Annotated in this window: 28 protein-coding genes and 1 pseudogene; 11 read left to right on the top strand and 18 right to left on the bottom strand. The window is 59.8% G+C overall.

Annotation, left to right across the window (positions count from 1 at the left end):
- Window positions 1-314: 314 nt before the first annotated feature.
- The 3 genes from JNB85_RS08310 to JNB85_RS08300 form a co-directional block, all read right to left on the bottom strand.
- Window positions 315-737, bottom strand: coding sequence for a type II toxin-antitoxin system VapC family toxin (locus tag JNB85_RS08310; RefSeq protein WP_220333756.1), 423 nt, complete (start codon window positions 735-737; stop codon window positions 315-317).
- Window positions 734-988, bottom strand: a complete 255-nt coding sequence (locus tag JNB85_RS08305) for a type II toxin-antitoxin system Phd/YefM family antitoxin (protein WP_220333755.1) — start codon at window positions 986-988, stop codon at window positions 734-736. Before JNB85_RS08305 ends, JNB85_RS08310 begins: the two co-directional genes overlap by 4 nt.
- Window positions 989-1,243: 255 nt before the next feature.
- Window positions 1,244-2,167, bottom strand: a complete 924-nt coding sequence (locus tag JNB85_RS08300) for an AraC family transcriptional regulator (protein WP_223216459.1) — start codon at window positions 2,165-2,167, stop codon at window positions 1,244-1,246.
- Between the two features lie 162 nt (window positions 2,168-2,329).
- Between JNB85_RS08300 and JNB85_RS08295 the strand changes: the two genes are divergently transcribed.
- The 5 genes from JNB85_RS08295 to JNB85_RS08275 all read left to right on the top strand — a co-directional run bounded on the left by JNB85_RS08295 (window position 2,330) and on the right by JNB85_RS08275 (window position 7,091).
- Window positions 2,330-3,643: an MFS transporter gene (locus JNB85_RS08295; protein ID WP_220333867.1), complete on the top strand. Its 1,314-nt coding sequence runs from the start codon at window positions 2,330-2,332 to the stop codon at window positions 3,641-3,643.
- A gap of 64 nt (window positions 3,644-3,707) precedes the next feature.
- Window positions 3,708-4,553: an SDR family oxidoreductase gene (locus JNB85_RS08290; protein WP_220333866.1), complete on the top strand. Its 846-nt coding sequence runs from the start codon at window positions 3,708-3,710 to the stop codon at window positions 4,551-4,553.
- A gap of 277 nt (window positions 4,554-4,830) precedes the next feature.
- On the top strand, window positions 4,831-5,814 hold the full coding sequence (locus tag JNB85_RS08285) for an oxidoreductase (RefSeq protein ID WP_220333865.1): 984 nt from the start codon (window positions 4,831-4,833) through the stop codon (window positions 5,812-5,814).
- Between the two features lie 3 nt (window positions 5,815-5,817).
- Window positions 5,818-6,456 (top strand): DedA family protein, encoded by a 639-nt coding sequence (locus JNB85_RS08280; protein WP_220333864.1) that lies wholly within the window; start codon window positions 5,818-5,820, stop codon window positions 6,454-6,456.
- The gene (locus tag JNB85_RS08275; protein WP_223216457.1) at window positions 6,453-7,091 is read left to right on the top strand and encodes a class I SAM-dependent methyltransferase; all 639 of its coding nucleotides are present in this window, start codon (window positions 6,453-6,455) and stop codon (window positions 7,089-7,091) included. The genes JNB85_RS08280 and JNB85_RS08275 overlap by 4 nt, the downstream gene beginning before the upstream one ends.
- Window positions 7,092-7,262: 171 nt before the next feature.
- Here JNB85_RS08275 and JNB85_RS08270 read toward each other — a convergent pair whose 3' ends face one another.
- The gene (locus JNB85_RS08270) at window positions 7,263-7,943 is read right to left on the bottom strand and encodes a TetR/AcrR family transcriptional regulator (RefSeq protein ID WP_220333863.1); all 681 of its coding nucleotides are present in this window, start codon (window positions 7,941-7,943) and stop codon (window positions 7,263-7,265) included.
- An 82-nt stretch (window positions 7,944-8,025) separates the two neighbouring features.
- Between JNB85_RS08270 and JNB85_RS08265 the strand changes: the two genes are divergently transcribed.
- Window positions 8,026-8,763, top strand: a complete 738-nt coding sequence (locus JNB85_RS08265) for an SDR family NAD(P)-dependent oxidoreductase (RefSeq protein WP_220333862.1) — start codon at window positions 8,026-8,028, stop codon at window positions 8,761-8,763.
- Window positions 8,764-9,185: 422 nt separating this feature from the next.
- On the opposite strand, the gene JNB85_RS08260 is transcribed toward JNB85_RS08265, so the two are convergent.
- The 3 genes from JNB85_RS08260 to JNB85_RS08250 are packed head-to-tail and all read right to left on the bottom strand — an operon-like array spanning window position 9,186 to window position 11,909.
- Window positions 9,186-9,770, bottom strand: a complete 585-nt coding sequence (locus JNB85_RS08260) for a dioxygenase family protein (protein WP_220333861.1) — start codon at window positions 9,768-9,770, stop codon at window positions 9,186-9,188.
- A gap of 41 nt (window positions 9,771-9,811) precedes the next feature.
- Complete coding sequence (locus JNB85_RS08255) at window positions 9,812-10,894, bottom strand: aldo/keto reductase (RefSeq protein ID WP_220333860.1); 1,083 nt, start codon at window positions 10,892-10,894, stop codon at window positions 9,812-9,814.
- A gap of 22 nt (window positions 10,895-10,916) precedes the next feature.
- On the bottom strand, window positions 10,917-11,909 hold the full coding sequence (locus JNB85_RS08250; protein ID WP_220333859.1) for an MBL fold metallo-hydrolase: 993 nt from the start codon (window positions 11,907-11,909) through the stop codon (window positions 10,917-10,919).
- A gap of 167 nt (window positions 11,910-12,076) precedes the next feature.
- Between JNB85_RS08250 and JNB85_RS08245 the strand changes: the two genes are divergently transcribed.
- Entirely contained in the window at window positions 12,077-12,982 is a 906-nt protein-coding gene (locus tag JNB85_RS08245) for a LysR family transcriptional regulator (RefSeq protein WP_220333858.1), read from the top strand.
- Between the two features lie 48 nt (window positions 12,983-13,030).
- Here the strand turns inward: JNB85_RS08245 and JNB85_RS08240 are convergent, their stop codons facing one another.
- On the bottom strand, window positions 13,031-13,525 hold the full coding sequence (locus JNB85_RS08240) for a lipocalin-like domain-containing protein (RefSeq protein WP_220333857.1): 495 nt from the start codon (window positions 13,523-13,525) through the stop codon (window positions 13,031-13,033).
- A gap of 49 nt (window positions 13,526-13,574) precedes the next feature.
- Window positions 13,575-14,407, bottom strand: a pseudogene (locus tag JNB85_RS08235) (SDR family oxidoreductase).
- A 95-nt stretch (window positions 14,408-14,502) separates the two neighbouring features.
- Between JNB85_RS08235 and JNB85_RS08230 the strand changes: the two are divergent.
- Complete coding sequence (locus JNB85_RS08230) at window positions 14,503-15,402, top strand: LysR family transcriptional regulator (protein WP_220333856.1); 900 nt, start codon at window positions 14,503-14,505, stop codon at window positions 15,400-15,402.
- Window positions 15,403-15,507: 105 nt separating this feature from the next.
- On the opposite strand, the gene JNB85_RS08225 is transcribed toward JNB85_RS08230, so the two are convergent.
- Together JNB85_RS08225 and JNB85_RS08220 are read right to left on the bottom strand one after the other, a co-directional pair.
- Complete coding sequence (locus tag JNB85_RS08225) at window positions 15,508-15,837, bottom strand: Atu4866 domain-containing protein (RefSeq protein WP_220333855.1); 330 nt, start codon at window positions 15,835-15,837, stop codon at window positions 15,508-15,510.
- A gap of 106 nt (window positions 15,838-15,943) precedes the next feature.
- Window positions 15,944-16,498: a nuclear transport factor 2 family protein gene (locus tag JNB85_RS08220; RefSeq protein WP_220333854.1), complete on the bottom strand. Its 555-nt coding sequence runs from the start codon at window positions 16,496-16,498 to the stop codon at window positions 15,944-15,946.
- 172 nt (window positions 16,499-16,670) lie between these two features.
- Here JNB85_RS08220 and JNB85_RS08215 point away from each other — a divergent pair, with 172 nt between their 5' ends.
- The 3 genes from JNB85_RS08215 to JNB85_RS08205 all read left to right on the top strand — a co-directional run bounded on the left by JNB85_RS08215 (window position 16,671) and on the right by JNB85_RS08205 (window position 19,018).
- Window positions 16,671-17,561: a LysR family transcriptional regulator gene (locus tag JNB85_RS08215; protein ID WP_220333853.1), complete on the top strand. Its 891-nt coding sequence runs from the start codon at window positions 16,671-16,673 to the stop codon at window positions 17,559-17,561.
- Window positions 17,562-17,832: 271 nt separating this feature from the next.
- Window positions 17,833-18,204 carry a MarR family winged helix-turn-helix transcriptional regulator gene (locus JNB85_RS08210; RefSeq protein WP_223216456.1) on the top strand — a complete coding sequence of 124 codons (372 nt, stop codon included), beginning with the start codon at window positions 17,833-17,835 and terminating at the stop codon, window positions 18,202-18,204.
- Window positions 18,205-18,208: 4 nt separating this feature from the next.
- Complete coding sequence (locus JNB85_RS08205; RefSeq protein ID WP_220333851.1) at window positions 18,209-19,018, top strand: NAD-dependent epimerase/dehydratase family protein; 810 nt, start codon at window positions 18,209-18,211, stop codon at window positions 19,016-19,018.
- Window positions 19,019-19,198: 180 nt separating this feature from the next.
- Here the strand turns inward: JNB85_RS08205 and JNB85_RS08200 are convergent, their stop codons facing one another.
- Genes JNB85_RS08200 through JNB85_RS08170 form a run of 7 tightly spaced genes read right to left on the bottom strand, consistent with a single transcriptional unit; the run spans window position 19,199 to window position 25,176 of the window.
- Window positions 19,199-19,627 carry a GlcG/HbpS family heme-binding protein gene (locus JNB85_RS08200; RefSeq protein WP_220333850.1) on the bottom strand — a complete coding sequence of 143 codons (429 nt, stop codon included), beginning with the start codon at window positions 19,625-19,627 and terminating at the stop codon, window positions 19,199-19,201.
- An 18-nt stretch (window positions 19,628-19,645) separates the two neighbouring features.
- On the bottom strand, window positions 19,646-20,626 hold the full coding sequence (locus JNB85_RS08195) for an ROK family protein (RefSeq protein ID WP_220334345.1): 981 nt from the start codon (window positions 20,624-20,626) through the stop codon (window positions 19,646-19,648).
- 14 nt (window positions 20,627-20,640) lie between these two features.
- Complete coding sequence (locus JNB85_RS08190) at window positions 20,641-21,342, bottom strand: ribulose-phosphate 3-epimerase (protein ID WP_220333849.1); 702 nt, start codon at window positions 21,340-21,342, stop codon at window positions 20,641-20,643.
- Window positions 21,329-22,156, bottom strand: a complete 828-nt coding sequence (locus JNB85_RS08185) for an alpha/beta fold hydrolase (protein WP_220333848.1) — start codon at window positions 22,154-22,156, stop codon at window positions 21,329-21,331. The genes JNB85_RS08190 and JNB85_RS08185 overlap by 14 nt, the downstream gene beginning before the upstream one ends.
- Window positions 22,153-22,989 (bottom strand): sugar phosphate isomerase/epimerase family protein, encoded by an 837-nt coding sequence (locus tag JNB85_RS08180; protein ID WP_220333847.1) that lies wholly within the window; start codon window positions 22,987-22,989, stop codon window positions 22,153-22,155. Before JNB85_RS08180 ends, JNB85_RS08185 begins: the two co-directional genes overlap by 4 nt.
- Complete coding sequence (locus JNB85_RS08175; protein WP_220333846.1) at window positions 22,989-24,065, bottom strand: Gfo/Idh/MocA family protein; 1,077 nt, start codon at window positions 24,063-24,065, stop codon at window positions 22,989-22,991. The genes JNB85_RS08180 and JNB85_RS08175 overlap by 1 nt, the downstream gene beginning before the upstream one ends.
- 25 nt (window positions 24,066-24,090) lie before the next feature.
- A complete protein-coding gene (locus tag JNB85_RS08170) occupies window positions 24,091-25,176 on the bottom strand; it encodes an ABC transporter ATP-binding protein (RefSeq protein ID WP_220333845.1) in 1,086 nt (361 codons plus the stop codon).
- Between the last annotated feature and the right edge of the window lie 4 nt (window positions 25,177-25,180).

Below are 25,180 nucleotides of genomic sequence, written 5' to 3'. Positions count from 1 at the left end.
TTCTTTGTCGTTAGCACAGCAAGCCATAAAGCCATCTCGCCCGGATCAGACTCGCCAATATGTCCTTTCGGAACTAGACTTTTTCGGATTGCAGCATAGCGCCACTACACTGCAGTGCCGAGCCCTCCTCACTGAAATGGCGAGATGACAGCTTATGGCTCCGTTGCGACCGGGTGTTTTCACCACGTAATGTCCGCTTTTCGGCGACGTCGACCGGTGGCTCGATGACCACTATGGAGGCGCAAAGCAGCCGTGAGGCGATCCCCGGAGTTTCCGAAAAAGGCATTGGCTCGCGAGTGCCCACGCGTCCGCCGTCATTCGCACCATGGATCGACGACGATCACGCCGGTACCATCGAAATCTCGGACATTCCGTGTCACGACAGTCAAACCATGAACCAGCGCGGTCGCCGCTATCAAGGCATCGGCTTCGTTGCGGCGATCTGGAATATGTAAGTGGGCACAACGCGTTGCTATCGCGTCATCAATTGGAAGAATTCGCTCTGCAAACTCCGGGCGGACACGACTATCCATCCATGCCCGCAGGCGAGAGCCTTGGGAAGCGTCTCGACGTTGGATACCTAATATCCCGCGCTCAAGTTCCAGAATCGTAATCGCGGATATGAATAAGTCGCTAGAGCCTTGAGCACCGACCCACTTCATCACATTCGGATCAGCTTTACCGTCTCCGACTTTCCGCAGCTCGGAGATGACGTTTGTATCCAGCAGATACTTCAAGACAGATCGATTCCGCGAGGTGCAATTTCGGCTCGAGGTGGATCGAAATCGATGGTTGACAAACCGGGCATTGAAAGAGCTTCGACCAGATTGCGGGGCTTGCCGGTCAGGCGCTCGAACTCGCTATAGGTCATCAACACATGGGACGGCTTCCCGCGATCTGTGATAACTACAGGTCCTTTATTGGCAGCCTTCTTTGCCCTACTCACGTCGTGGTTCAACTCCCGGCTAGATAAACTTGTAACGCTCATAGCAGCCTCCATGTAGGAACATGCCTACATATAGGCTACTGTTTGCTGCGAGGCAATGCCCGGCCTATGAGAGCAGAAGCTGAGGCAGATTGCCGTCTGGCTGCAGTTGAAGGGATGTGAACCACCTGTGCAATTGACATCTCCTTCGTCGTGGACATCGACCTGCCCATTTGGAATGACCGATCGGAGCCAGGAAGCAGGCTAAAGGCTAATTTCGAGACCTTTGCGCCCGAGCCGCAACTCTTCCTGAAGGTATTACGCGGAGCGTACAGTGCGGCTCGCATATTCGTTGTGGAGGCGTTGCTGGTTCAGAGCATCCTGTTTAGGCGCAATGCCAAAGGTTCTTGAATACTCTCGGCTGAACTGCGACGCGCTCTCATACCCCACCTTATAGGCCGCTTCGGCAACATTAGCAGCTTTCGTCACCATGAGGCGGCGCGCCTCCAATAAGCGGAGTTGCTTCTGGAACTGCAGCGGCGTCATCGAGGTCAGCGCCTTGAAATGCTGGTGAAACGACGATGGGCTCATTCGCGCGACATCAGCCAACTGATCTACTCGCAATGTTTCCGCGAAGTTAGTGTGCAAAAGGGCGACTGCCCTGACAACCCGTTCGATGTTTGATTCCGGGCAGGCAAGCTTGCAGATCTCGCCGCCATGCGGACCGCTCAACAGCCAAAAGCAAATCTCGCGCACGATCGAAGGCGCCAGGATCGGAATTGCTTTCGGCGTTGCCAGCAACCTAACCAGGCGGAGGATGCAATCGGCGAGTGGTTCATCCACCTTGGCGATGAAGGCACCAGGACCGGTCGTTTCCGACTGGGCTGGTGGTGTGTCTAGTTGTTCAAGGACTTCACGTACAGTTGCCACATCGAAATCGATCAACACGCCGATATAAGGCTTGGCGGCACTGGCCTCGACGATCCTTCCGGTCGCCGGCATCCCAACACTGACGACCAGGCACTCCATGCTGCGGTAGTTGAGATGCTCGTCGCCGAACTGCAACTCCTTTGCCCCCTCCAGCACGACGCAGAGCGACGGCCGATAAATGTTTCGCATCGGCATCATCGACTGAAACGAGCGGACGATATTGAAGCCTTCGATGGCCGTCGGGAACAGGCCTTGCCCACCGCCCTGGTCTTCGATGTAGGCGGAGACAGCCGAAAGTAATGGTGTATTCAAGCGGGCCTCCGGTTGCTTCAGAGGCCACGGCACTACGTGGCTCCTCGCCGAGACTATCGCCTCACTTGTAGGAATAGGCAAGTTTCTTGAGGGTTCGGGCATTCTGGTCACTGGTCACTCCATCTAGCTTAAGGGTGCAACCAAGCGAGGAGTGACCTCAAGATGACAGAATTTGTCGCCCGGTCAATAGACCCTTCAGAGACACGACCGCCCCCTGCTGCCTCCAACCGGGACTATGTCAAAGGCTTGCGTATGGCCGCCATATGCATGGTGCTTCTGCTGATCAATGCGTTCTCGCAGATCGATCGGATCCTTCCCTTCATCCTTGCGGAGAAGATCAAAACGGACCTGTCGCTGACCGACACTGAGATGGGCCTACTTACAGGCCTCGCCTTCGCGGTTTGCTACGCGCTTCTCTCTTTGCCGCTTGCCCGCGCAGCAGATCGGGGGTCACCAAGGCTCGTACTGGTTTCGTGCGTTCTAATTTGGAGCGCCATGACGACCCTTGGTGGATTCGCTGCGAGTTTCCTGTTCCTGGCGCTCACACGCTTCGGTGTTGCGTTCGGTGAGGCTGGTGCCGTTCCGGCAGGTCACGCTCTCATCGTCCGCAAAATTGGCTTAGAGCGGCGCGGTCTTGCGATCGGCCTATTCGCCATGGGCATCCCACTCGGCACGATGCTGGGGTTTGCGGCAGGCGGCGCGATTGCAGATGTCTTCGGCTGGCGCATCGTCTTGATCGGTGCTGGAGCCATCGGCGTCTTGATCGGTCTGTTGACCATTCTTGTATCCGGTCCCACTCCCCCTCTTCAGACAACAGCGACGCGCGAGGAACCTTTTCTGCGAACCAGTCTCGACCTGCTGTCGTCTCCGGCGTTTCGCTGGTTGTTCACGGGGGCTGTTTGCCTGGGCTTCGCAGGCGCCCCTTTCTACGCCTTTTCCATACCGTTTCTGATCCGCGCCCATGGCTTTACCGCGACAGAGGTCGGCGTTTCGTTCGGCATGTTGCAAGGGTTGATGGGGATCATCGGGACATTGGGCGGGGGACGCTGGTTTGATCATGCTGTCCGCTCAGGCACCGGTAAGGTGCTCGGCCCCCCGGCAATTCTATTCCTGATCGCCAGTGTAACGACGACTGCGGCGCTGTTTGCACCGACCGGCTGGATGTCCATTGCACTCTTTGTGCCTGGGATGCTCTCGTTTTCATTCATGCTGCCGTGGGGCTTCGGCGCCGCGCATCTGATCGCCGGTCCTGGCCGTCAGGCACAGGCGACCAGTCTCGTCATGATCGGATCCGGTCTTGCCGGTCCGGCACTTGGGCCGTTGATCGTAGGCATCGTCAGCGATGCGGCCACAGCAGCCGACATTTCCAATGGCCTCGCGCTCGGCTTGCTCATCGTACCCCTGGCGAGCGTGATGGCGGGGATTGTCTACCTGATCGCAAACCAGCGGTTCGCGAATTTCCTTCGCCAGCGCTGAGCGCGAAGCGCGGCTGCGGACGACGTCTGCGGCACCTCGAAACTTTCTCAAAGGAGATACCACGATGTCTAATACCGATAATTCTCGCCGCTCGTTTCTGGCCATGGCCGCCGCTGTTCCTTCAGCTTTCGCCATGACAAGCGTCGCGTCGGCGCAGACGTCCGACGCTGGCACGCGATCCGGCGACAAGGGTGGCGCGGTGGTCACCGGCTCTTCGCGCGGCATTGGCGCCGCGACGGCCCGACGCTTGGCGCGAGACGGGTATGCTGTGACGGTGAACTATCTGACGAACCGGGATCTTGCCGAAGCGGTCGTGCGCGACATCGAGGCGGCTGGCGGTCGCGCCATCGTCCGCCAAGGGGACGTTGCCGATCCAGCGGCAGTCAAAGCTCTTTTCGACGCCAATGACGAAGCCTTTGGCGGCGTCGACATCGTCGTCAATAACGCCGGCATCATGAATGTCGGCCCTTTCGCCCAGATGACCGACGAGGCCTTTGACCGGATGATGGCCACCAACGTCAGAGGAAGTTTCAACGTGTTGCGCGAGGCGTCACGACGCGTGCGCGATGGTGGTCGGATCATAAGCCTGAGCTCAAGTATCGTCAAAATGAGCCCTCCCGGTACGGCAGCCTACGCTGCAACCAAGGCGGCGCAGGAGATCTATTCAAACGTTCTTGCCAAGGAACTCGGCGGCCGCAACATTTCAGTCAATGCGATATCACCAGGTGCCGTCGATACCCAACTCCTGCGCCAGCACGGGGAAGAGGCGCTGCGCGGCATACCGGAAGCGACCCCGCTTCGTCGGTTGGGCCAGCCGGAAGATATCGCCAATGTCATAAGCCTTCTCTGCTCGAAGGACGGGGCTTGGATCGATGGCCAGAACGTCTTCGCGAATGGCGGCATCGCCTGATGGACAACCGTCGCGGCGTGCAGTGGCGATGACGCCACCGATCCGGCCGCTGTCAGAGAGATAACTCCCGAACATCCGGCCTGTATGAGGCGAAGGGGCCGGGCGCCCCCTCGGCAGGCCAGTCGCTGCCATCGGATAGGCCCGGATCCGGAACCACCCCATTCTGGAGCCGTGAAAGGTCGCTTCACCCCACGGCGACCTCTCGTCCGCCGAAGTGCAGAACAATGCGTCTTCGGCGGGCGGCTCTTGCCCCAGCCAAAAACAGAAGGATTTGAAGATGCCAAGACCGTGGACACTTGACGATATGCCGTCTCAGAAGGGCCGAACGATCCTGATCACCGGAACCGGTGGTCTGGGCTTTGAAGATGCGCTTGCGCTGGCCCAAGCCGGCGGCGACGTGATCATCGCAGGACGAAATCCGACAAAGGGTGCCGGCGCCATTCGGCGGATTAAGGAGAAGGCGCCTCAGGCATCGGTCGCACTGGAGATTGTCGACCTCGGCGATCTTGCCTCGATCGAAGCGTTGGCGAAGCGACTGAAAGAAACGCGCCATCATATCGACGTTCTTATCAACAACGCCGGCGTCATGGCGCCGCCGACGCGCGAAACGACCGCGGACGGTTTCGAGCTGCAGTTTGGCACCAACTACCTCGGCCACTTCGCCCTGACGGGCCACCTGTTACCGCTGCTAATGCAGGCACAAGACCCACGCGTCGTGACGCTTTCCAGCATTGCGGTAAAAAGCGCAAGTGCGGCAATCAACTTCGACGATCTACAAGCGGAACGGCATTATAAGCCGATGCCTGTCTACACCCAGTCGAAGCTGGCTTGCCTGATGTTTGCTTTCGAACTGCAGCGGCGGAGCGAAGAAGCAGGCTGGGGAATTACTAGTATCGCTGCCCATCCAGGCGTGTCGCGCACCGAGCTGCTTCATAACGGCCCCGGTCGCCGCAGTGCTCAAGGCCTCCTCAGGACGTTCTTGTGGTTTTTGTTTCAGCCCGTTGCGCAAGGCGCGTTGCCGACTTTGTTTGCGGCCACATCTCCGAACGCTCGCGGCGGCCGCTATTACGGGCCCGATAGACTCGGCGAAACCCGTGGGTACCCAACGGAAGCGCAGATCCCACGACCGGCGTTGGAAAAGCACGTGGCACACAGGCTGTGGGAAATTTCTGAGAAACTGACCGGGATCTCGTTCAACGCGCAGGCTCCAACCTTGGATATCTCAAGCTCGCGCGCGCCAACGATTGTGCGGGAGGGGTGAGAGATGGACCCGCTCGGATATCTGGTCGAATGGATTGCCATATACGGCATATTTGGTCTCTTCGCGATCGGGCTTGCGGAGCGTTTCCTGCCTGCCCTGCCCTCCTATGGAGTCCTGGTCGCGATAGGCATTGCGGCCGACGATGAGGTCTGGTCGCTCCACAACGCCGTGATCGGGACGACGGTTGGAAGCTCCATCGGAGCTCTCGTTCTCTATCTTCTCGTGCGAGCAGCCGGGAAAAAGAGGACGACAGCACTTCTCTACTCGGTTGGCGGATGGGTGGGTCTATCACGATCCCGTATCGACTGGACACTGTCCTCGCTGCGCGAGCGTCAAAGTGCGCTGACGATCCTCTCGCAGCTCATTCCCACCGTGCGATTGATCTCGCCTGTGGCGGCTGGGCTTTTAGGCACAAGTACGCTGCGGTTTGTCACTGGTGTGTCAGTAGGCATTGTTCTATGGAACGGGTTGTTTATTGCCGGCGGTTACCTGACTGTACTGGCCATCCCCGGAATGAATTCGTCCGCACTCGCCCTGAAAATACTGGTCCTGCTTGTTGCCACGGAACTGTTCATCGCCTTGGTGTGGCGGCTTCAGCGGCGATATTCGATGCGCCCGGATCTTGGAGCAAGCAAGCGATGACGAATAGAGCTGCTGATGCGTTCTTGTTTTTTCGAGCGTGGCTCTCCGCTCCCCTCCGTGTCGCCTCCGTCACACCGTCCGGACGTGCGCTTTCTTCTCTCATAACAACCGAAATCTCCGCCGAGACGGGGACGGTCATTGAACTGGGTCCCGGTACCGGGGTCTTCACCGAGGCCTTGCTGCATCGGGGTGTCTCTGAAGAAAACCTTGTGCTGGTCGAGTATGGCGCGGAGTTTGCCAAACAACTCGGCGACCGCTATCCGGGCGCACGAACTGTCCAGATGGATGCTGCTCAGTTGCGCAAGCTGCCGCTGCACGGAACGGCGCCTGTGGGTGCGGTCGTCAGCGGCCTTCCTCTTCTATCGATGCCGTTGCGCAAGGTGCTTAGGATCCTGGAGGGGGCATTCTCGCACCTTCGCCATGGAGGAGCATTTTACCAATTCACGTACGGACCGCGATGCCCGATCGCCAGGCCCTTGCTCGACCGTCTAGGCCTCAAAGCGACGTACGTCGGCGGGACCTTCGCCAATATTCCCCCCGCGGCCGTCTATCGCATCACGCGACGAAGACCCTGGCAGGACGTGGATCGGATGCATCGGAATCTATTCCCTGATGGTCGCCGGACCTTATCATAATCGGTATCAACTCCGGCCGTGCCGCCATTCGCGTACCGGTTACGTTGCTGCCCGGGTGTCTGCAGATGTGGCCAATGTGGCCCGAACGCGACCAGCAGACGGATTCGACATGCCGATTGATGTCGAAGATGTTTAAAGCCCTCCAAGGTTTCAATCGGTTCGGGCCGAATGTCAGGCCTCCCTCTCCATGCCTTGATCGACGGTTGCGGTTATATTTTCCCAGCCGGAAAGCGCCATTTCCGCCACAGCATGAAGTTCTGCCCGTTCCGCTCCATCACGAGCACGGATCGCCATACCGCTCTGGACGATCTGCACGAACCTCGCCAGCTTCGTCGTGTCTGCCGCGAGGACAAGATCACCGTCGATCTTTGCTCTGTCAAAGCGCGCCTTGAGAATGTCGAAACCACCTGCGCGAGTCGCTCGTATGAGTTCGGCTAGTTCGGCGTGCCCGTCGCTGCCTACTGAGGCAAGTGTCGCCATGCACCCGTGCGGCAGATCGCAATCTCCGCCGGTCATGGCGATCGCGGAATCCTCGAGGAATGCCAGCGCCGCCTCCCTTGCGGTTGACGCCTTCCGGAAGCGCGTCCAGACCAACCCTTCATAGGTCGTGTAGTAGTACTCGAGCGCTTCCGCATAGAGCTCATCTTTCGAACCAAAAGCAGCGTACAAACTCTTTGTGCCGATGCCCATCGCTTCCGTCAGATCCGCGATCGAGGTCGCTTCATAGCCCTTGATCCAGAACAGTCGCGTCGCTGTTGCAAGTGCGGCAACGCGATCGAACTCGCGTGGCCGGCCGCGTGGGGGGCGGGCCGACGATGAACCAGGTGGTGGTGTCAAAGCGTTATTTTGCATCGATCACTGCATAATTCAGTTGACGGAAGTTTGCAACGGGCCTAGCTATTTATGCATCGATCACTGCATAAAGGAGATGTCGATGGATTTGTTTGGAAAGCGTGCGCTGGTGAATGGCGGCTCGCGAGGAATAGGGGCCGCAATCGCGATCGCTCTTGCTGAGAAGGGAGCGGATGTCGCATTCACCTATCAGCGTTCGGCGGACAGGGCTGCATCGGTAGTCCAAACTATCGAGGCAAAAGGCCGGCGCGGGCTTGCCATTCAGGCCGATAGTGCGGACCCGGAAGCCATCCGGCGCGCGGTCAGCCAGACGGTCGACACGCTTGGAGGGCTTGATATTCTGGTCAACAGCGCAGGGATCGGAACCGCAGGCATGACAGCGGATCTGGCGCTCGCGGACCTGCAGGCCATGCTTGATGTGAACGTTCGCGCTCCCGTCTTGTTCGCCCAGGCGGCAATCCCGCATCTGTCATCCGGAGGCCGGATCATTTCTCTCGGCTCCTCCCTGGCGGAGCGTGTCCCCTTCCCCGGGGTCACGGCTTACGCGATGTCGAAGTCGGCACTTCTGTCGTTCACTCGGGGCCTTTCGCGCGAACTCGGACCTCAAGGCATCACCGTCAATCTTGTTCTCCCGGGTTCAACTGACACGGAAATGAACCCCGCCAACGGCGAGAATGCTGACTATCAGCGGAGCCTTACCTCGCTCGGTCGGTTTGGCGAGCCCCGTGAAGTCGCCAGTGCAGTCGCGTTTCTGGCAGGCCCTGCTGCCAGTCTGATCACCGGCGCCGTTCTAAGTGTAGACGCCGGCTTCAACGCGTAATCCTCCACCTTATTCGGACGTCGGCCTCCCCGACGTCCCCCGCCCTCGCATCGATTTTTGGCTGGTACCGGAAAGGGTCCGGAAGGCGTCGAGGCACGGCTACCCTTGATAACCACAATCGGTTGAAGAGACCTCATCTGGTATCAAATTCGTCGGCACGCGATCAGCCCTGAGCGAGCCGCCGATGCGAAGTTCAGAGGCAGAAGTAACCAAGGGAATCAACACGATGATCGTTGCAGGAAACTCCAGGATCCCGCTGCTCTTGCAGTCGACCTCCCGATTGTCTGGGCAAGACACAACAAGCAAAAGCCGGTGGAAATCGCCCCTCGGTCTCTCTTGATCCCCGATATGGCTCGAAGCTCGCGGATGCAATGACGTTTCGCAGCTGGGTACAGCAGCCGCGCGCTCTGATACTATTTTCGTCACACTACGAAATCAAATCGCCCGAACCGTCCGTCACCGGTTTGCTTGATGTCGAGGAGCAGCGCCTCGTCAAACAACATGTCTCCGGCATTTCTGGGCTCTCCGGGAAAATAGAGTTGGGTGGTGAGAACGCGTCCACCCGGGCGTTGAACCTTGAAATGAAAATGGCGCGTCCGACCGGGATAAAGCGCCGGCACGATTGTGTTGAACCACCACCGCCCCTGGGTGTCGGTGAACTGGTGTCCGCGCAAGCGGAAGCCCACGCTGTCATAGTCGCCGTTTTCGTCCGCGTGCCAGATTTCGACAAGGCTGCCCCCAAGCGGCCGGCAACGATTGTCAAACACGAAACCGACGACGGTTATTCGCTCACCTCCTGGCGCATCCGGGTAGAGATCCCGATTGAGCGGCGAGTTCGGCCTGAAGAAGGGACCGGCTTCCTGTTCGAGGGTCGGTTCGTCTCCGTCGTCACATGCGGGGGTGAGCGGCAGCTCTGGAGCGGCCTGCGCAAATGCCCTCACTCTTGTTGCCTCGATGAGAGGCAGCGTCAGAAAGGCCGTCAGAAGCGAGCGTCTGGTGGAGGGCAAGTCCGGTCTCCCAGTGTGATGGCGGGTTCATCGACGCGCCGTTACTGCAGGCGCTGCGCGGCGTTGGCCTGCGCCTCTCGGATCAGGCCGGAGTACATATTCTCTTTGCCGGGATACCACGGCATCGTGCCGATGGACCCGAAGTCAGGAATCGATTCCATATGTGCGACCATGCGGGCGCGCATGCGCTCGTCAGGTAGCGGCCCCGTCATCGCCTGGACATTGTCGCTCATGTGGTCGGGGTTAGATGTGCCGCAGAGTACGCTCGTGACGGCCGGATGCGCCATGACCCATTTCAGGAAGAACTGCGCCCAGCTCATCGCACCGAACTCGGCTGCGAAGCCGGGAAGCGGATGTCCCTCGACCACCTTCATCAGCCGCGCCTTTTCAAGCGGCAGATTGATGAGGACGCCGACGCCCTTGTCGGCGGCGGCCGGCAACAGGCGGCGCTCGGCATCACGGTTGAAGATCGAATAATTTGTCTGAATGAAGTCGACATCGTCGCGTTGGACGATCGCCAATAACTGGTCCTGCGCCGCCGATTCGTGATGGGTCACCCCAACGTGGCGTATCAGCCCTTCCTTCTTCCATGCCTTCATTAGCGGAATGACAACTGGCGCATTGGTGATGCTGTGGCACTGCATGAGATTGATCGTGGCGCGCCATGTCCGCATCCGTGACTGGCGAAAACTTTCAACGGCGTGGCTTTCGTCTCCGAGATATTCTCCCGTCGACCAAACCTTGTTGGCGAGGAACATCTCGTCGGATCCATCAAACTCGCCCATGAACTGGCCTACGCTGACTTCGGCCGAGCCGTAGAGAGGTGATGTGTCGACCACGCGACCGCCTGCAGCGACGTAGCGCTCGAAGACCTGACGCAGGGCGTCGCGGCGGTCACCGGGCTTCAGGTCGAATGTCAGGAAGGTGCCGAGGCCCAGAGCCGTGACTCTTTCGCCAGTGCGTGGCAAGGTACGAGTCAGTACACCCGGATTTGCTCCAGAAGCTGACAACGCCGCATTCGCTCCCTGGGTCTGGGCCGCAGCGTGGGTAGCGAGAGCCAACCCTGTCGCCGCGGCACCCATCGTGCCCAGGAAGCCACGTCTGTTGATATTCGGCTGGTCCATGGGATGTCTCCTATTTCGAGAGTCAGAACTGCCAGCCGGCTGGGACCCAGGCGTAGCCGCCATCGGTCTTCAGCATCCGGCCGAGGCCGGGAAACGGATAGTGGAATCCAAGGACGGGCATGCGCTCGGTGGCAGCCCTATCGAAGATGCGCCTGCGGGAGGAGAGCGCGGTCTCCTTGTCGCGGTCCGGGCCCGGAAGCCAGGGCTTATCGACGTTGACAACAGGGTGGTAGGCAAGATCCGCCGTCAGCAGCAATTGATCGTTCCCGGAGTGGACGAGGAAGGTCGCCATGCCCGGCGTATGGCCGGATGCCACGAGCGTCGTCAGACCCGGCACGATCTCGGCGCCCGCTTCGTAAAGCTCGACTTCATTCATGAACGGCTCGAGGCTGTTCTTGATGTTTGCCGCGAAGCGCATGCGGAATTCCTCCGGCACGGGCATGTAGGAGAGATCCGGATCGGTGCGCACGAAGAAATCCCAGTCGGCCTTCGGGACGAAGACAGTAGCGCGGGGAAAGGCCTTGCCGCCGTCTGCGGTTCTCAAGTTGCCGACATGGTCGGGGTGGGTGTGGGAGACGACGATCACGTCGATGTCGGCAGGACTGAGACCGATCGCCGCGAGATTATCGACGATCCGGCCGCCATTCGGGCCCATGGTTTTGCCGGCGCCAGCCTCGATCAGGATCCGCCGGCCGCCGGTTTCAATCAGCAGCGTGTTGAGATTGAGCGTCATGTGGTCGGTCGGCAGAAATGCTTGGCGCAGCACCTCCTGAAGCTCGGCTTCCGGCGCGTCGCTTGCATAAACGCGGGGCGGTCCACCAATCACACCATCGCTCACGACAGTCGCGTTAATTTCGCCGACGCGGAAACGGTAATAACCAGCATTGCCGGCCGCCGAAGACGCCGCCTGGGCGGTAGCGCTGCCGGAGCTACCCAGGTTTGGGATGAACATGGTCGATGCGCCGGCGACAGCGGACAGCATGATGGCACGTCTGTTGAGGGTAAAGGCACTCATCAGGTTTTCCTCCGTGTGGGCGCTCGGTTGCTTCAGCGCTTCGCACGAGTCGAATTGACTGTGAAAGCAAACCTCGAGCACCGTTGAACTCGGCATCAACCATGACATGGGGCCATTGATCTGATAACCTGCGTTAAGTTTATCACCTTGATTAGAAAAACTTCGCAATGGACCCTATTCGCCTGGACAGCTTCGATGTGTTCGTGGCCATCGTGCGCTGTGGAGGTTTCCGCGCAGCCGCACATGAGCGAGGGGTCTCATCATCGGCCTTGAGCCAAACGATGAATGGCCTGGAAGAGGCGTTGGGCATCCGGCTCCTCAATAGAACGACGAGGAGCGTATTCCCAACGGAGGCGGGACAGCGCCTTCTTGAGCGCCTGGCACCCGCGTTGAGCGACATCAGGCTCGCCATCGCAGAGGTCGACGACTTGCGCGATAGCCCATCCGGAACCCTCAGAATCAACGCGCCGGCACCGGCCGTCGATCATTTTCTTTGTCCGCTCGTATTCGACTTCATGGATGTTTACCCCGAGGTGAAGATCGAGATCATCAGCGATGCGGCCGTCATCGATATCGTCGAACAGGGTTTCGATGCCGGCGTCAGGTTCGGCAAGCAGCTCGCCCAGGACATGATCGCGCTGCCGCTCGGACCCGCGCTTCGTTATGCAATCGTCGCTTCGCCCGACTACATAAAGAGGTGCGGAGAGCCCCAGACGCCGCACGACCTCGTCGATCACGATTGTATCAAACGTCGTTTCCCTGGGGGCACGCTCGTCAACTGGCGGTTTGCCGAGGGAAGCGAAGAGATCGAAGTCACTCCAACCGGCCGCTTGACGGTCAGCTCCGCACACAATGAACTGCAAGCTGCGCTGGCGGGCAGAGGAATAGCCCATGTCTTCGATGATTACGCCAAACCGCATATTCAAACCGGCCGGCTGGTGGAGCTTCTCTCCGACCAGAGCCCCACATTGCCGCACTGGTTTCTATACTACCCCAGCCGCCGTCTCCCGAGCGCGGCCATGCGTGCTTTTCTCGGTTACATGAAAGGCTACGGCTGGGAGGCGAATGACTGACGGCGCATATCCGAAGGTCTGAACATTACAGCAGCCAGCCTCCGACCCTCATTCGACGCGCTGCCATTCAATCCTGATTTGAGTGCCCTCCGGCCTGCGGAACTGTTCGGTCATCCGGTCGCCTTCAACGACCATTCTCAGATCATCACGCGTTCGCACGCTGCCAACCCAGTTCGGAAATGTAGCGCCTTCGACCCGGTTGCCGCTGAATTCTCCCTTCTCATCAACGGTGTATGTGCCGAAGAACCCGATGCTGCGTGACATGGCCATGCGGTTTTCATCGTCCGTCCCCTCGCCGCGGGCATTGGATGCAAACCGCGGGATCTCGGCGTCGGTCAGGACTTCCACGAAGTGCATGTCGGGTGTGAAGACAAGAAGACCGTTGGGTTTCTCTCCATAGGCGGCGATATTCTTTCCGCCGGGGTCGATCGTCGCCGACATCATGCGCCAGGTGCCGACGACCTGATTTTCAGCGGCTGCCTGCGCGAAAGCAGAAGACGAGATGCTAAAGGCGAGAGCCAATATAGCTGGTCGAATGGACATTTTTTCTTCTTTCCTGTTCTCGAAGTCTTTGGTTCTGGACCGCTGCGGTTCACAGGTCCTGCCTGTCGGCGAAATTCGCCACCTCTCGCTGCGCCTCAAGAGCGGAAAGGCGTGCGGAAAGCGCCCTTGAGATAGACGAATAGGCCGTGCTGCCCAGCGCCAGCCGCAACGGCGGCGTCTCGCTCTCGGCGGCCGAGAGGATCGCGGACACGGTGCGCGCCGCATCCCCCTTGATCTCGAAGCTTCCGTCGCTGATCGCCCGGCGAACGGCGCCGGCGGCCGTTTCAGCATAGGCATCCAACGGTATGGCCTGAACGAGATTGGCTCCGAAATTCGTGCCCGTCGGCCCGGGCTCAGCGATGATGAAATCGATGCCAAAAGGCGCCACCTCCTGCGCCACGGCTTCGACAAAACCCTCGATGCCCCACTTGGTCGCGTGATAGAGGCTGAAGCCGGGATACGCGATCTGCCCACCTTCGGACGAGACCTGTACGATCCGCCCGCCGCCTTGCTTTCGAAGAAGGGGCAGTGCAGCACGGATCAGATGAATGGATCCGGTAAGATTGGTGGCGATCTGCCGGTCGATCTCTTCATTCGTGAGCTCTTCCGCAGCACCGAACAGGCCGTAGCCCGCGTTGCTGACGATCACGTCTATGCGGTCATGCCGCTTGAAGACTCCTTCGACGGCCGAGCCAATGCTCTCCGGCTCGATCAGATCAAGCTGAACGGTATCCAGGCGCCCGCGATATTCCTGCTCAAGTTGCGTCAGCGTTCCTGGGCGGCGAACCGTTGCGATCACAGTGTTCCCTGGGCGAGCAACTGTTGCGTCATCTTGAGACCGAGCCCGGAGGAAGCGCCAGTGATAAACCATGTCTTTGTCATTGAATTTCCCTCGTTGTTCATCGCCGAATGTAAACCCGCAGGATTGGTGATATAAGGATGCCAATTTGAGATGAAGTGGTGAGGATAAATCACGAATGATACGCCCTAGTCTGAACGACCTTGCCGCCTTTGCAGCGGTGGCCAATCATCAGAGCTTCCGCAGGGCGGCCGATGTCATAGGTGTTTCGCGCTCCGCCCTCAGCCACACGATCATCGGATTAGAAGCAAAACTGGACGTCCGCCTCTTCAATCGGACGACACGGAGTGTATCGCTAACCCAAACCGGAGCTCGTCTGCTGGCGCGCCTCGACCCCGTTCTTCAGGAACTCGATCAGGCGCTCGACACGCTCTCGGAGGAGCGCGGTACTCCAAGCGGCACACTTAGGATTAATGCGAACAAAAGCGGTGCCCGCATCCTGCTCGCAGACGTGGTGCCGCGCTTCTTGGATCTTTATCCAGATGTCGAGCTCGATCTGGTGTCGGAAGGTCGGCTCGTCGATATCGTGGAACAGGGTTTCGACGCGGGCGTCCGTCTGCTGGAAACCGTCCCGAAAGATATGGTCGCAGTGAAGTTCGGAGGCGCCGTCCGTTTCATCGCCGTGGCAGCGCCGTCGTACCTCGAGGGCAGAGCAACACCGCATACGCCCGACGACCTTGACGCCCATTGCTGCATCCGCCAACGTCTGCCGAGCGGAAAGCGTTATCGCTGGGAGTTCTCAAAGCGCGGCGCCGAAGTGGCGATCGACGTCCCGGGCAACCTCACCCTCGACGACAATGATCTTCTCGTGCAGGCGGCGGTGGACGGGCGCGGTATCGCCTATGTGCCCGACCATTTCGCGCGACCGTTTCTGGCGTCCGGCCAGTTGCTCACTGTACTTGATGACTGGTGCCCGCCGATACCGGGGCTGGCGCTCTATTACCCGCGCAGCCGACACGTGCCGTCTCCATTACGGGCCTTCATCGACCTCCTGCGAGAGGTGGACAGGTCACGATGATGGGGCGGCGATGCATGGCGTCTGCCCCGTCAGATGGATTCAGAAAGACCTGCGGCAATCCATCGGTGTGAACCGTTTCCGCATCGCGGAAGCTCGTCCAGTCTGTCATGGCGTCGCCGGCTTGCGACGCAAGATCATGCCGCCATGGTGCAGTGTGTTGGCATCGACGAAATCGCCGTCGGCAGTGAAACCCGTGTCGTCCCAGTACTCGATATGCGTCCCGTCGACTTCATAGCGGCCCTCATAGGCTCGCTCACGCTGACCGCGCGCCTCGACATAGCGTCCGCTCGGCAGAAGTTCATGGCGAACACGATTGTCGTCGGTGACCCACATGCCGGCATATGGATGGTTCGGCTGCAAATTGGTCTCCTGTGCTTCTGCTGGCTGAACCGAAAGGCTGGCCGCTGTGATGAGTGCTGCAAATGGCTGTCGCATTGTCGGCTCCGTTAAGTGGTACTATTCTCGGTTTGGAGGAAATCGCGCGCGGGCGCGCGGTGTCGGTTCGGCAGACACTCAGTTCTGCCGAAACCGCAGGCACAGGTCATTGGGAACGGGGGGCGTTGTTGTCGACAACCCGCTGATAGGCGACGAGGTCAAGGAAGGCTTCCGCATTGACGACGAGGCCGTCCTTCATCTTGAGTATCCAGACGAACTGATTGCGATAAGGTGCGCCCGACGTCGTGGTCGCGGTTCCGTCGAAGCGGATGACGACCGTGTCCCCGTTCGCAAAGATGTTGTGCACCTCCGGCGCGATCGGGGTCGCGAGCCGGCTGGTCAGTGGACGCGAGGCCTTCTCGATGAAGTCCTTCTGGTTACGATAGGTGCCGGCGACCGGCCCGGAACCATGGATCGTCCAGATGACGTCGGGAGCGAGGAGCTCCCCGAAGACATAGGTGCCCCCGCGCCATTTTTCGAAGGCGGCTTCGACTATCGCCCTGTTCCGTTGCTCGACAGCCGCACTGTCCGCAGCTTGCACCTGCGTTGGCGTGGCGTTTGCAATGGCTGTGCCCGGCAGAGCGAGCGACAGCAATGCCACTGTGATCAGAGCCGTTCGGCGAGCGCCGGCGACCCGCTGGCGTGTCGGAAGAATGGTCATGGTACAGTCCTTTCCTGGCTGCTGAGAGCTTGATGAGAGCCATCGACTGGCACTGAAGCTGCGTGCACCGTCGACAGGCCTCGCGTCCTAACTCGTGTGATCTAAGGTAGGCGCCTCGATGAGATCGGACAATTTGCCCAATGATGACCACTCTGGTAAATCTATCTAACCAATGGCGATCGATCTGAATGGCATTTCCGTTTTCCTGGCTGTCGCCGAAGCGCGCAGCTTCCGCGTGGCCGCGGAGAATCTGGGCGTCACTCGACCAGCGGTCAGCCAGGCTGTCCGACGTCTTGAAGATCGGCTGGGCGTCGCGCTCGTGCGGCGCACGACGCGCAGTGTCAGTCTCACGGAGGCCGGCGAACAACTGTATCACCGGGTGGCGCCGGCGATTTCCGAAGTCGGACTGGCGCTCGACGCGACGGCGGACCGCGACAGCGCACCGAGCGGACTGTTGAGGCTGGCAGTGTCGTCCATCGCCGAGCAGTTCATTTCGGGGCCGCTTCTGGCGCGTTTTGCGGATGCCTTTCCCTCAGTTCAGATCGACGTGACGGTCACGGACGAGGAATTCGACATCGTCGCGGAAGGCTACGACGCGGGGGTGCGGTTGGGCGAGGTCATCGATCAGGATATGTTTGCCGTTCCAGTCTCGGGTGACCAGCGCCAGGGCGCCTTCGCCGCGCCGTCCTACATCGAACGTTTCGGCAGGCCCAAACATCCTTCGGAACTGTCAACGCATCGGTGCATCGGCTGGCGTCCAGCGCCACACAGCGCACCCTATCGTTGGGAATTCGGCGAAGACGGGCGCGAGTTTGACGTGGCTGTCGACCCGCAGATCACCACCAATGATATGTGGCTTATGATCCGCACAGCCTGTGCCGGCGGCGGCATCACCTTCGGTATGGAAGACACGTTCAAACCCTATGTCGCATCCGGTCAGTTGGTCCCTCTCCTTCAGGACTATTGCCCTCCGTTTGCCGGCTTCTTTCTTTATTACCCCAGCCGGCGAAATCTTCCTCCGAAACTTCGGGCGCTCGTCGAGCATGTGAAGCGGTGGCGATAACGCCCCAGCGACGTCGTCGTCATCACAGTCATTGCCGGCCTGATCGCGTCGCTTATGTCTGAGACGGCTGTCCAGCTCTCTGGCCCGACTCCTTGAGATCGCTTCATCCCAATTCGATGGCGTCGAGCCTTGACATTCGTTCGCTACCTTGCGATTATCGTATGGTAGCGAACGAAATAAACGGGCCGTTTTCATGCATGATCAGGCGGACACCAAAGACCTCTCCGTGGGCGCGTGGACGAAGCGGTGTTACTTCGCGGGCCGAGCCCTCATGGACGAGCGTCTGCGGCCTTTCGATCTGGGGTCCACGCAATGGTATGTCCTCTGGTATCTCGTCAACAACGGCCCGTCCGTCCAACGAGACCTCGGCCGCGCACTTGAACTTGAACGCGCGACCTTGAGCGGGATTATTGCCACACTCGTCCGCAAGGATTTGGTCGCGCAGACCGCGGATGGAGGCGATCAGCGTCAACGTCTACTGAAGCTGACAGCCACAGGTGAGGCGCTGTGGCGCAGAATCCCTGATCTTTCTTTCATTCACGACGCCGCCTTCGGCGGGATCGACGAGGCCGATCTGGCCACGACAATCCGCGTCCTCAAATCAGCGACCGAACGACTACAGGCCCTGTTGCGAAAGGACTAGGCAAATGACCTTATTGATCACCGGAGCCACCGGGCTCGTTGGCGAGCGGCTTCTGCCGCGGTTGGTGGAGACCGGATATGCTTGCCGAGCCCTGCTCCGGGCGGGCAAGGACTGCCCTCAGGGAACAGAAGCCGTGACGGGCGATATTCTCGACCCTTCAACCCTGGCGAACGCCGTCCAAGGGGTTTCCGCAATCGTGCACCTCGCCGCCGTGTTTCGCACACAAGACACCGATCTCATCTGGAAGAGCAACCTCGATGGGACACGCAACTTGATCGCTGCGGTAAAGACCCACGCTCCCGACGCGCGTTTCATCATGTCGAGCACCAGCCATGTCTACAACAAGGACAATCCGCATCCGGGAAGGGAAGACGACCCGGTCGATCCACAGCACGCCTATCCCGCAAGCAAGGTTGCCGCGGAAAGGGAACTGCGCGAAAGCGGGTTGAACTGGTCCATCCTTCGCTTCCCCTTCGTCTATGGCGACGGTGACGGACATCTCCAATCTCTTCCCAAGCACGTCAGCACCTGGCATCCGGCGCAACGCATGAGCACGATCCACCATCGTGACATCGCCCAGGCAGTCACGCTGGCGCTCAAAGGTGATTTCGATCGGCGCATCGTGAACTTGGCCGACGAGGCGCCCTCCTCCATCTACGAACTCGCGGGCATGGCGGGGAAGCGCTTGGACTCCAGTTGCGAGCCTCTCCCAAATCCCTGGTACCTGCATGTCGATACGTCCCTCGCCCGCAGCCTGGGTTTTCGACCCAGCATCAGGACCGTCTACCAGGCCTGGCAGGAGGGCCTTTCGTAGGAGGATCGCAGAGCTCGGTGGCCGAGCTCGACGTTTCGGCCTGTTCGCGTCTGTTGCCTACTTGGCGCACCTGAATGGTTGGTTTTTCGTAGCGCTCTTGAAAGGAATCGAACTTCGGACGGGATAAGTTAATGGCATAAGCACATGATAAGGTATCGTTTATTCAAAGCGGCTGGCACTTCAGGCGCTGGCGCCGCGCAGGAAAAGGTCGATTCCCGCCTGCGCGCAATCGCTGTCCTGGGCGGGCGTGCCGGAACTCACGCCAACGGCGCCGACGACTTGACCGTCGACGATGACGGGGATGCCGCCCGCCACGACCAGCAGCCGTCCGCCGATGGCCGAGTTGATGCCATAGGCCGGTTTGCCTGGCAGGCTCGCTTCTCCATAGCTCTCTGTCGTTCGCTTGGCGCCGGCGGCCGTGTAAGCCTTGTCCTGTGCGATGATAGTGCTGGTTATCTTGCCGCCGTCCATGCGTTCGAATGCGATCAATTGCCCGGATTCATCCGTCACAGCGATGCACATCGGCACCCCGATTTCTTCCGCGCGGCCGCGGGCACCCTCGATCAGAACGCGGGCGTCGGCCAGGCTCAATCTTTTAATTGTCAGCACATCTTTTCCTTTTTACTTTCAATGGTGCGCAGCAAGCGCGAAGGTATCCGCCGCGAAGCGTTTCGCCAGAAAGGCAAGCGCGGCCGAGCCTACAAGACCAGAATTCTGACCCAGAGCGGCACGCACGACCTTTACATCCTTAAAGGCCGGCATTGCCCATTGGCCGATGTAGGCCTGGATGCCGGGCTGGAGGCGTTCGAACTCGTGCGAGATCCCGCCACCCATGACGACGGCGTCGGGGCTGAAGATGTGGATCAGGCTGGTAAAACCGCGCCCGAGGATCTCCGCCTCCTCGTCAATCAGTCGCTTGGCAAGGGCGTCGCCGTTCCGCGCCGCCGCGAAGACATCGCGCGCGTGGATCTCGCTACCGTTCTTTCCCAGCGTCGTCTCCTCGCAGCCGATGGCGCGCGTCCTGGCGCGCAGGGTGAATGCCGTGCCGGAACCATAGGCTTCGAAACAGCCGTGATTGCCACAGGGGCACAGCGCGCCGTTAGGCTCGACCGACATGTGGCCGATGTGCGCGGCCATGCCCTTGCGGCCGCGCACCACGCGGCCGTCCGCGACGACACCCCCGCCGATGCCCGTGCTCACAGTAACGTAAACAAGATTTTCGAGCCCTCGGCCCGCCCCGAATTGCCATTCTCCGATGGCTGCGGCAATGCCGTCGTTCTCGAGGCTTACGGGAAAGGCAAAGCGCCTTTGCAATTCCGCTTTCAACGGGAAATCCGCAAAGCCTGAGAGGGTCGGAATATCTTTCGCAATGCCGCTGACGGTGTCGATCGGACCCGGCGTCGACACGCCAATGCCAACGACCACGGAAGACTTGGTCGCGGCCAGCAGCTTTTCGGTCAGGCCGTGAATTTGCGAAAGAACTCGCTCGGGACCCGCCTGGGCCTCGGTCGGCTCCTCCATGCGCGCAACGATCGTGCCGTGCTTGTCGATGAGGGCCGCGCGCACCTGCGTTCCCCCTAAGTCTATCCCGATAGCGATCTGATGCATGTTCATACCGTGCGTTAGAGTGCGCGTAGCCACGCCATCCGCTCTTCAAGCGATGGAGCATTGAAAGCCAAAGAGCCGAGAACGACCGTCTCCGCGCCTGCCCGGCGCAGCAGCGGTACCGTATGCTCACGGATACCGCCATCAGCGGCAAGGACGATGCGGTGCGCCGCGCCGCTGGCCGCGATGATCCGGCCAGCTTCCTCAAGTCGCGTACCAGCCCTTTCGTCGAGCCCCTGCCCTTTTACGCCGATGGCCGTTCCGAGCAGCGTCACGAAATCCAGGCGTGGGACATATTTGGCGATACGGTCCACGGGGGTCTCGACCCGCAGCACCATGCCGGATGCAACGCCGCGCCGGTCCAGAAGATCGATCGCTGCATCAGCCACCGCTTCGTTCTCAACATGAATGCTGATGAGATCACTGCCGGCATCGACGAATTGTTCGATCTGCGGCAGCAGTACATTGTCGGCGACCATTAGATGAACATGGATCGGACGAGAGGTAACCTTGCGCACGCCCGCGACCAGATCAGGAAAGAAGAGCATCGCAGGCGCGAAGTGACCATCGGCGACATCGATATGCAGGATGTCGACGAACGGTTCCACACGCGCGAGATCATCGGCAAGCCGTACGAGATCAGCTGACCACACGGAGAACTCCGCGATCAGCCGGTCTCTCGGCAGGCTGGCAATCCAGTTTTTGTCAGGCTTGCTCATGTCTCAGGCTCTTCAGGAAATTGCCCATCGCAAGCCGGAAGTCGGCAACATACTTCACCCGGTTTTCCACTTTGGGCGTGATTTGAACGAGGCGTGCACCGGGTATGATGCGGGCCAGGGTTTGCGCGTGGGTGAGCGGGTGAATCAGGTCCTTCTCATGACCGATCACCAGCGTTGGAACATCAAGGTTGCGAACCTCAGCTTCTGTCACCCCTGGCCCGTCGCTGGAAATCGCGCTCAGGAGTGCCGCGGTCACCTGGATCGGATCCCGTGAAAAGAAACCGGCAAGCGACTCCAGATTGTCAGGGGCGTCCGTTGCCAGGCGGCGTCCGATCGAACCGTCGAGGAAGGCGACCTTTGCTTCCTCAGGCGACATGGTTTTTAACAGCCTGCCCACTTCGGCATTCGGCGCCATGTTTTCCGGGCCAGCCTCAATAGCCCACGCAGGTCGAGCAACCACGAGCCCATTGATGAGATCGGGCCGTTTGACCGCAAGTCGCAACGCGATTGCCGCCCCCATAGAAATGCCGCCGATCACCACGGGCGCCTGCAGATTGCGTTCGATGTATATTGCAATGTCGTCCGCGAACGTCTCGATCGACAGCTTGTCGAGCCTGGCCGGCTGTGAGCGGCCGTGGCCCCTCGCCTCCACCGTAATCCGGCGCAGCCCCGGCTCGGTCGGAAAAGCTTCGCGCGTCTGGCCAGCATCGCCGCAAAGGCCGTGCTGAAAGACGACGGTCTGCCCTTCGCCAGTTAAGTCGACATTCAGCAACGTGCCGTCAGAGGTTTCGAACGTGCCGATGGCCGTGCTCATGTGGCCACTCCGTCCTGCAGATGATTTTTCAGAAAAGTCGAGACGCCGGGCGCTTCGCCTGCCGACAGACCGTGGGTGATCAGGCTGCCTTCAAAGCCGATGCTTTTAAGGCGGCCGAGGTAATGGCCGTAGTCTAGCACTCCCTTGCCGGCCGTCGCGAAGCTGCCGTCCGGATTGCGATCCTTTGCATGGGCCATGACGATGCGATCCGCGAGAAGGTCAATGGCGTCCGATACGAGAGCGCGCTGCTCTTCAATACTTGTGATCTCGAAGAGGTTGGCCGGGTCGAGCACGACCTTGATGCGCGGGCTCTTTACTTCGTCAATGAGCCGGCGAGCCTTCGCCGCCGAATTTACAACATTCGCAAGCTCCGGTTCGATGCCGAGATCGACGTCGTAGCGGTCGGCGATACCAACCGCCGTTTCCATGGCTTCCAAGAGATCGCGCCATGCTTCTGGCGTATTGTTATCCGGATGCTCCTTCCACTGGTCGACAGGATCGCGCGTGCCGGTGCACAGCGTGATGAGCCCGGTCGACATGCCCGCACAATTGCGGGCAATGATCTCAAGCTTAGCGTGACCGGCGGCGCGAATGGCCGGGTCGGGATGGATCATGTTGTAGGTGCCCGACACAGCGACAACGTCCACGCCGGTAGCGTCTGCTGCATCGCTTACCGCTCTGGCCTGTGCCGCAGGAATCACTTCCGGCATGGATGGCAGGCCGGAACAGGCCATATTGTATTGTGCGCAGACGAACCCGGCCGCCGCGACAGCCTTGAGGACCGTTTCGGGATCGTTGCCATCAAAGGTCTTTGCAAATATCCCGAGCTTCATCACAGGCCACCCGTGACGTCGGCAAGTGCAGCAGGCTTCCCGCTTTCAGCGGAGCGGGCGATCGCAACCATAGCCTGGACCGAGGCCAACCCGTCGGTGATGTCGGCACCTTCCATCGGTGCACCGTCGAGAATGGTGCGTGCGAAGCCTTCGACCTGGCGGCGGTAGAAGTGCCCGTCGGCGCCGAGAACGCGGTGGGTCGCTCCATCTGCCTCGCGGAAGATATCGACCTCGCTCGACTTATAATACCACGGGTTGTACGTCTTTCCGAGAATGCTGCCGTTCTTGCCATAGATCTGGAACCCTTCGTGCCAGTCCATGCGTACCTGAACCGTCAGATCGAGATGGCCAAGAGTGCCGGAGGCAAACTCAACATCAACGAACCAGCACCAGATGCCGGAGCGCTCGGAAAGCCGGGCGTTCACAGAGACGATATCGCCGGCGAAATAGCGCGCGGTATCGATCAGGTGGCAGCCATGAGCCAGCATATAGTAGCGACGAAGATCAGCCTTGGGGTTCGTGGAAGGACGCTTGGCATGCGCGCTGGTCACGATCAGCGGCTGCACGGCATCCGTCATTGGGTAGCGGTGCGTATTGTCGCAATACCAAGCCTTCAGCGCAATCAGATCGCCCATCCCGTCACGGATGAACGATTTGGCAGCCTGCAGACCTGCGTCAAAGCGCTTCATGTGGCCGACCTGGAAGGTCTTGCCGGATTTTTCGACGGCGGCCTTCAGCTCGACGCATTCCTCGACGGTGACGCCGACCGGCTTTTCACACAAGACGTGCTTGCCCGCTTCCAGTGCTCGAATCGAAGCTGGAACGTGGAAGGCATCGGCCGTGGCGATGATGACGGCATCGAGATCCGGATCAGCCAGCATCTTGTCGTAGTCGTTGTATGATTTTTGCGCGCCGTGGGTGATCACCATGCGCTCGCGCAGATCGTCAGCGACATCGCAGATAGCATAGAGATCGGCGTTTGCGGCCTTCGTGCAGGCTTCGAAATGCGCTGCCTGGGCAATCTGACCGGCCCCGAGTACGCCGACGCGAAGGCGTCTTTCCTGTTTTGCTGGCATTGGTAAGTCCTTGGGAAGTTAGTGGTTAGAGAGCGACGCCGGTCTCGGCGTCGAAGAGAACTGCCTTTGAAAGGTCGAGTGCGAAGGATGATTTCTCTCCGATCCGGACTGGAGTGCCCGTGGGCAGGCGCGACATGATTTCGCGCTCACCGGTGCGCAGGGCCACGAACACATCCGGGCCAGTGGGCTCGATGACATCCACATGCAGCGTCAGTCTTGGATTGGAGGAATTGCCGTCCGTCGCCAGTGAAATCCATTCCGGCCTGAGGCCCAGAAGCACCTCCCTGCCGGGGGCAGGCATGTCGATGACTGACATGGGGACCGGCAAAGTCGTATCCGCACCTTTAATGGAGAGGCTCTGGGAGCCGGAAGTGACTACGGCGGGGAGGAGGTTCATCGGCGGCGAACCCATGAAGGTCGCGACGAACACGTTTGCGGGCCGATCGTAGATGTCTTCGGGCGTACCGAACTGCTGCAGAATACCGTCCTTCATCACGGCGATGCGGGTCGCCATCGTCATGGCCTCGATCTGGTCGTGTGTGACGTAGACGATGGTTGCCCCGAGTCGCTGGTGCAGTTTCTTGATCTCGGTGCGCATTTCCACACGCAACTTCGCATCGAGGTTTGATAGCGGCTCGTCGAAGAGAAAGATCTTCGGCTCGCGAACCAGCGCTCGTCCCATGGCAACACGCTGACGCTGCCCGCCCGAGAGCTGGCCTGGACGCCGCTTGAGCAAGTGGCGGATCTGCAGCAGATCTGCCACCTTGCCGACGCGCTCCACCCTTTCGGCTTTCGGCATCTTGCTCATCTCCAGCGAAAAGCCGATGTTCTGTTCGACTGTCATTGCAGGGTAGAGCGCATAGGATTGAAACACCATCGCAATGTCTCTTTCCTTCGGTTCAAGGCCCTGAACAGATTTACCATCGATGGTGATCGAGCCCGATGTGTGCTCGTCCAGTCCCGCAATGATGGAGAGCAGGGTCGATTTTCCGCAGCCTGAAGGACCGACAAGGACAAGGAACTCCCTGTCTTCAATGGAGATGTTGATGTCCTTCAGAACCGTCAGGCTACCGAAGCTTTTGTTGATGTGATTGATCGCCAGGTTGGCCATCGTC

It is taken from the genome of Rhizobium mesosinicum, from assembly GCF_019511345.1.
Taxonomy (GTDB): Bacteria; Pseudomonadota; Alphaproteobacteria; order Rhizobiales; family Rhizobiaceae; genus Rhizobium; species Rhizobium mesosinicum.
Note: the sequence above shows the minus strand (reverse complement) of the source record. Positions and strands in the feature narration are given on the sequence as shown.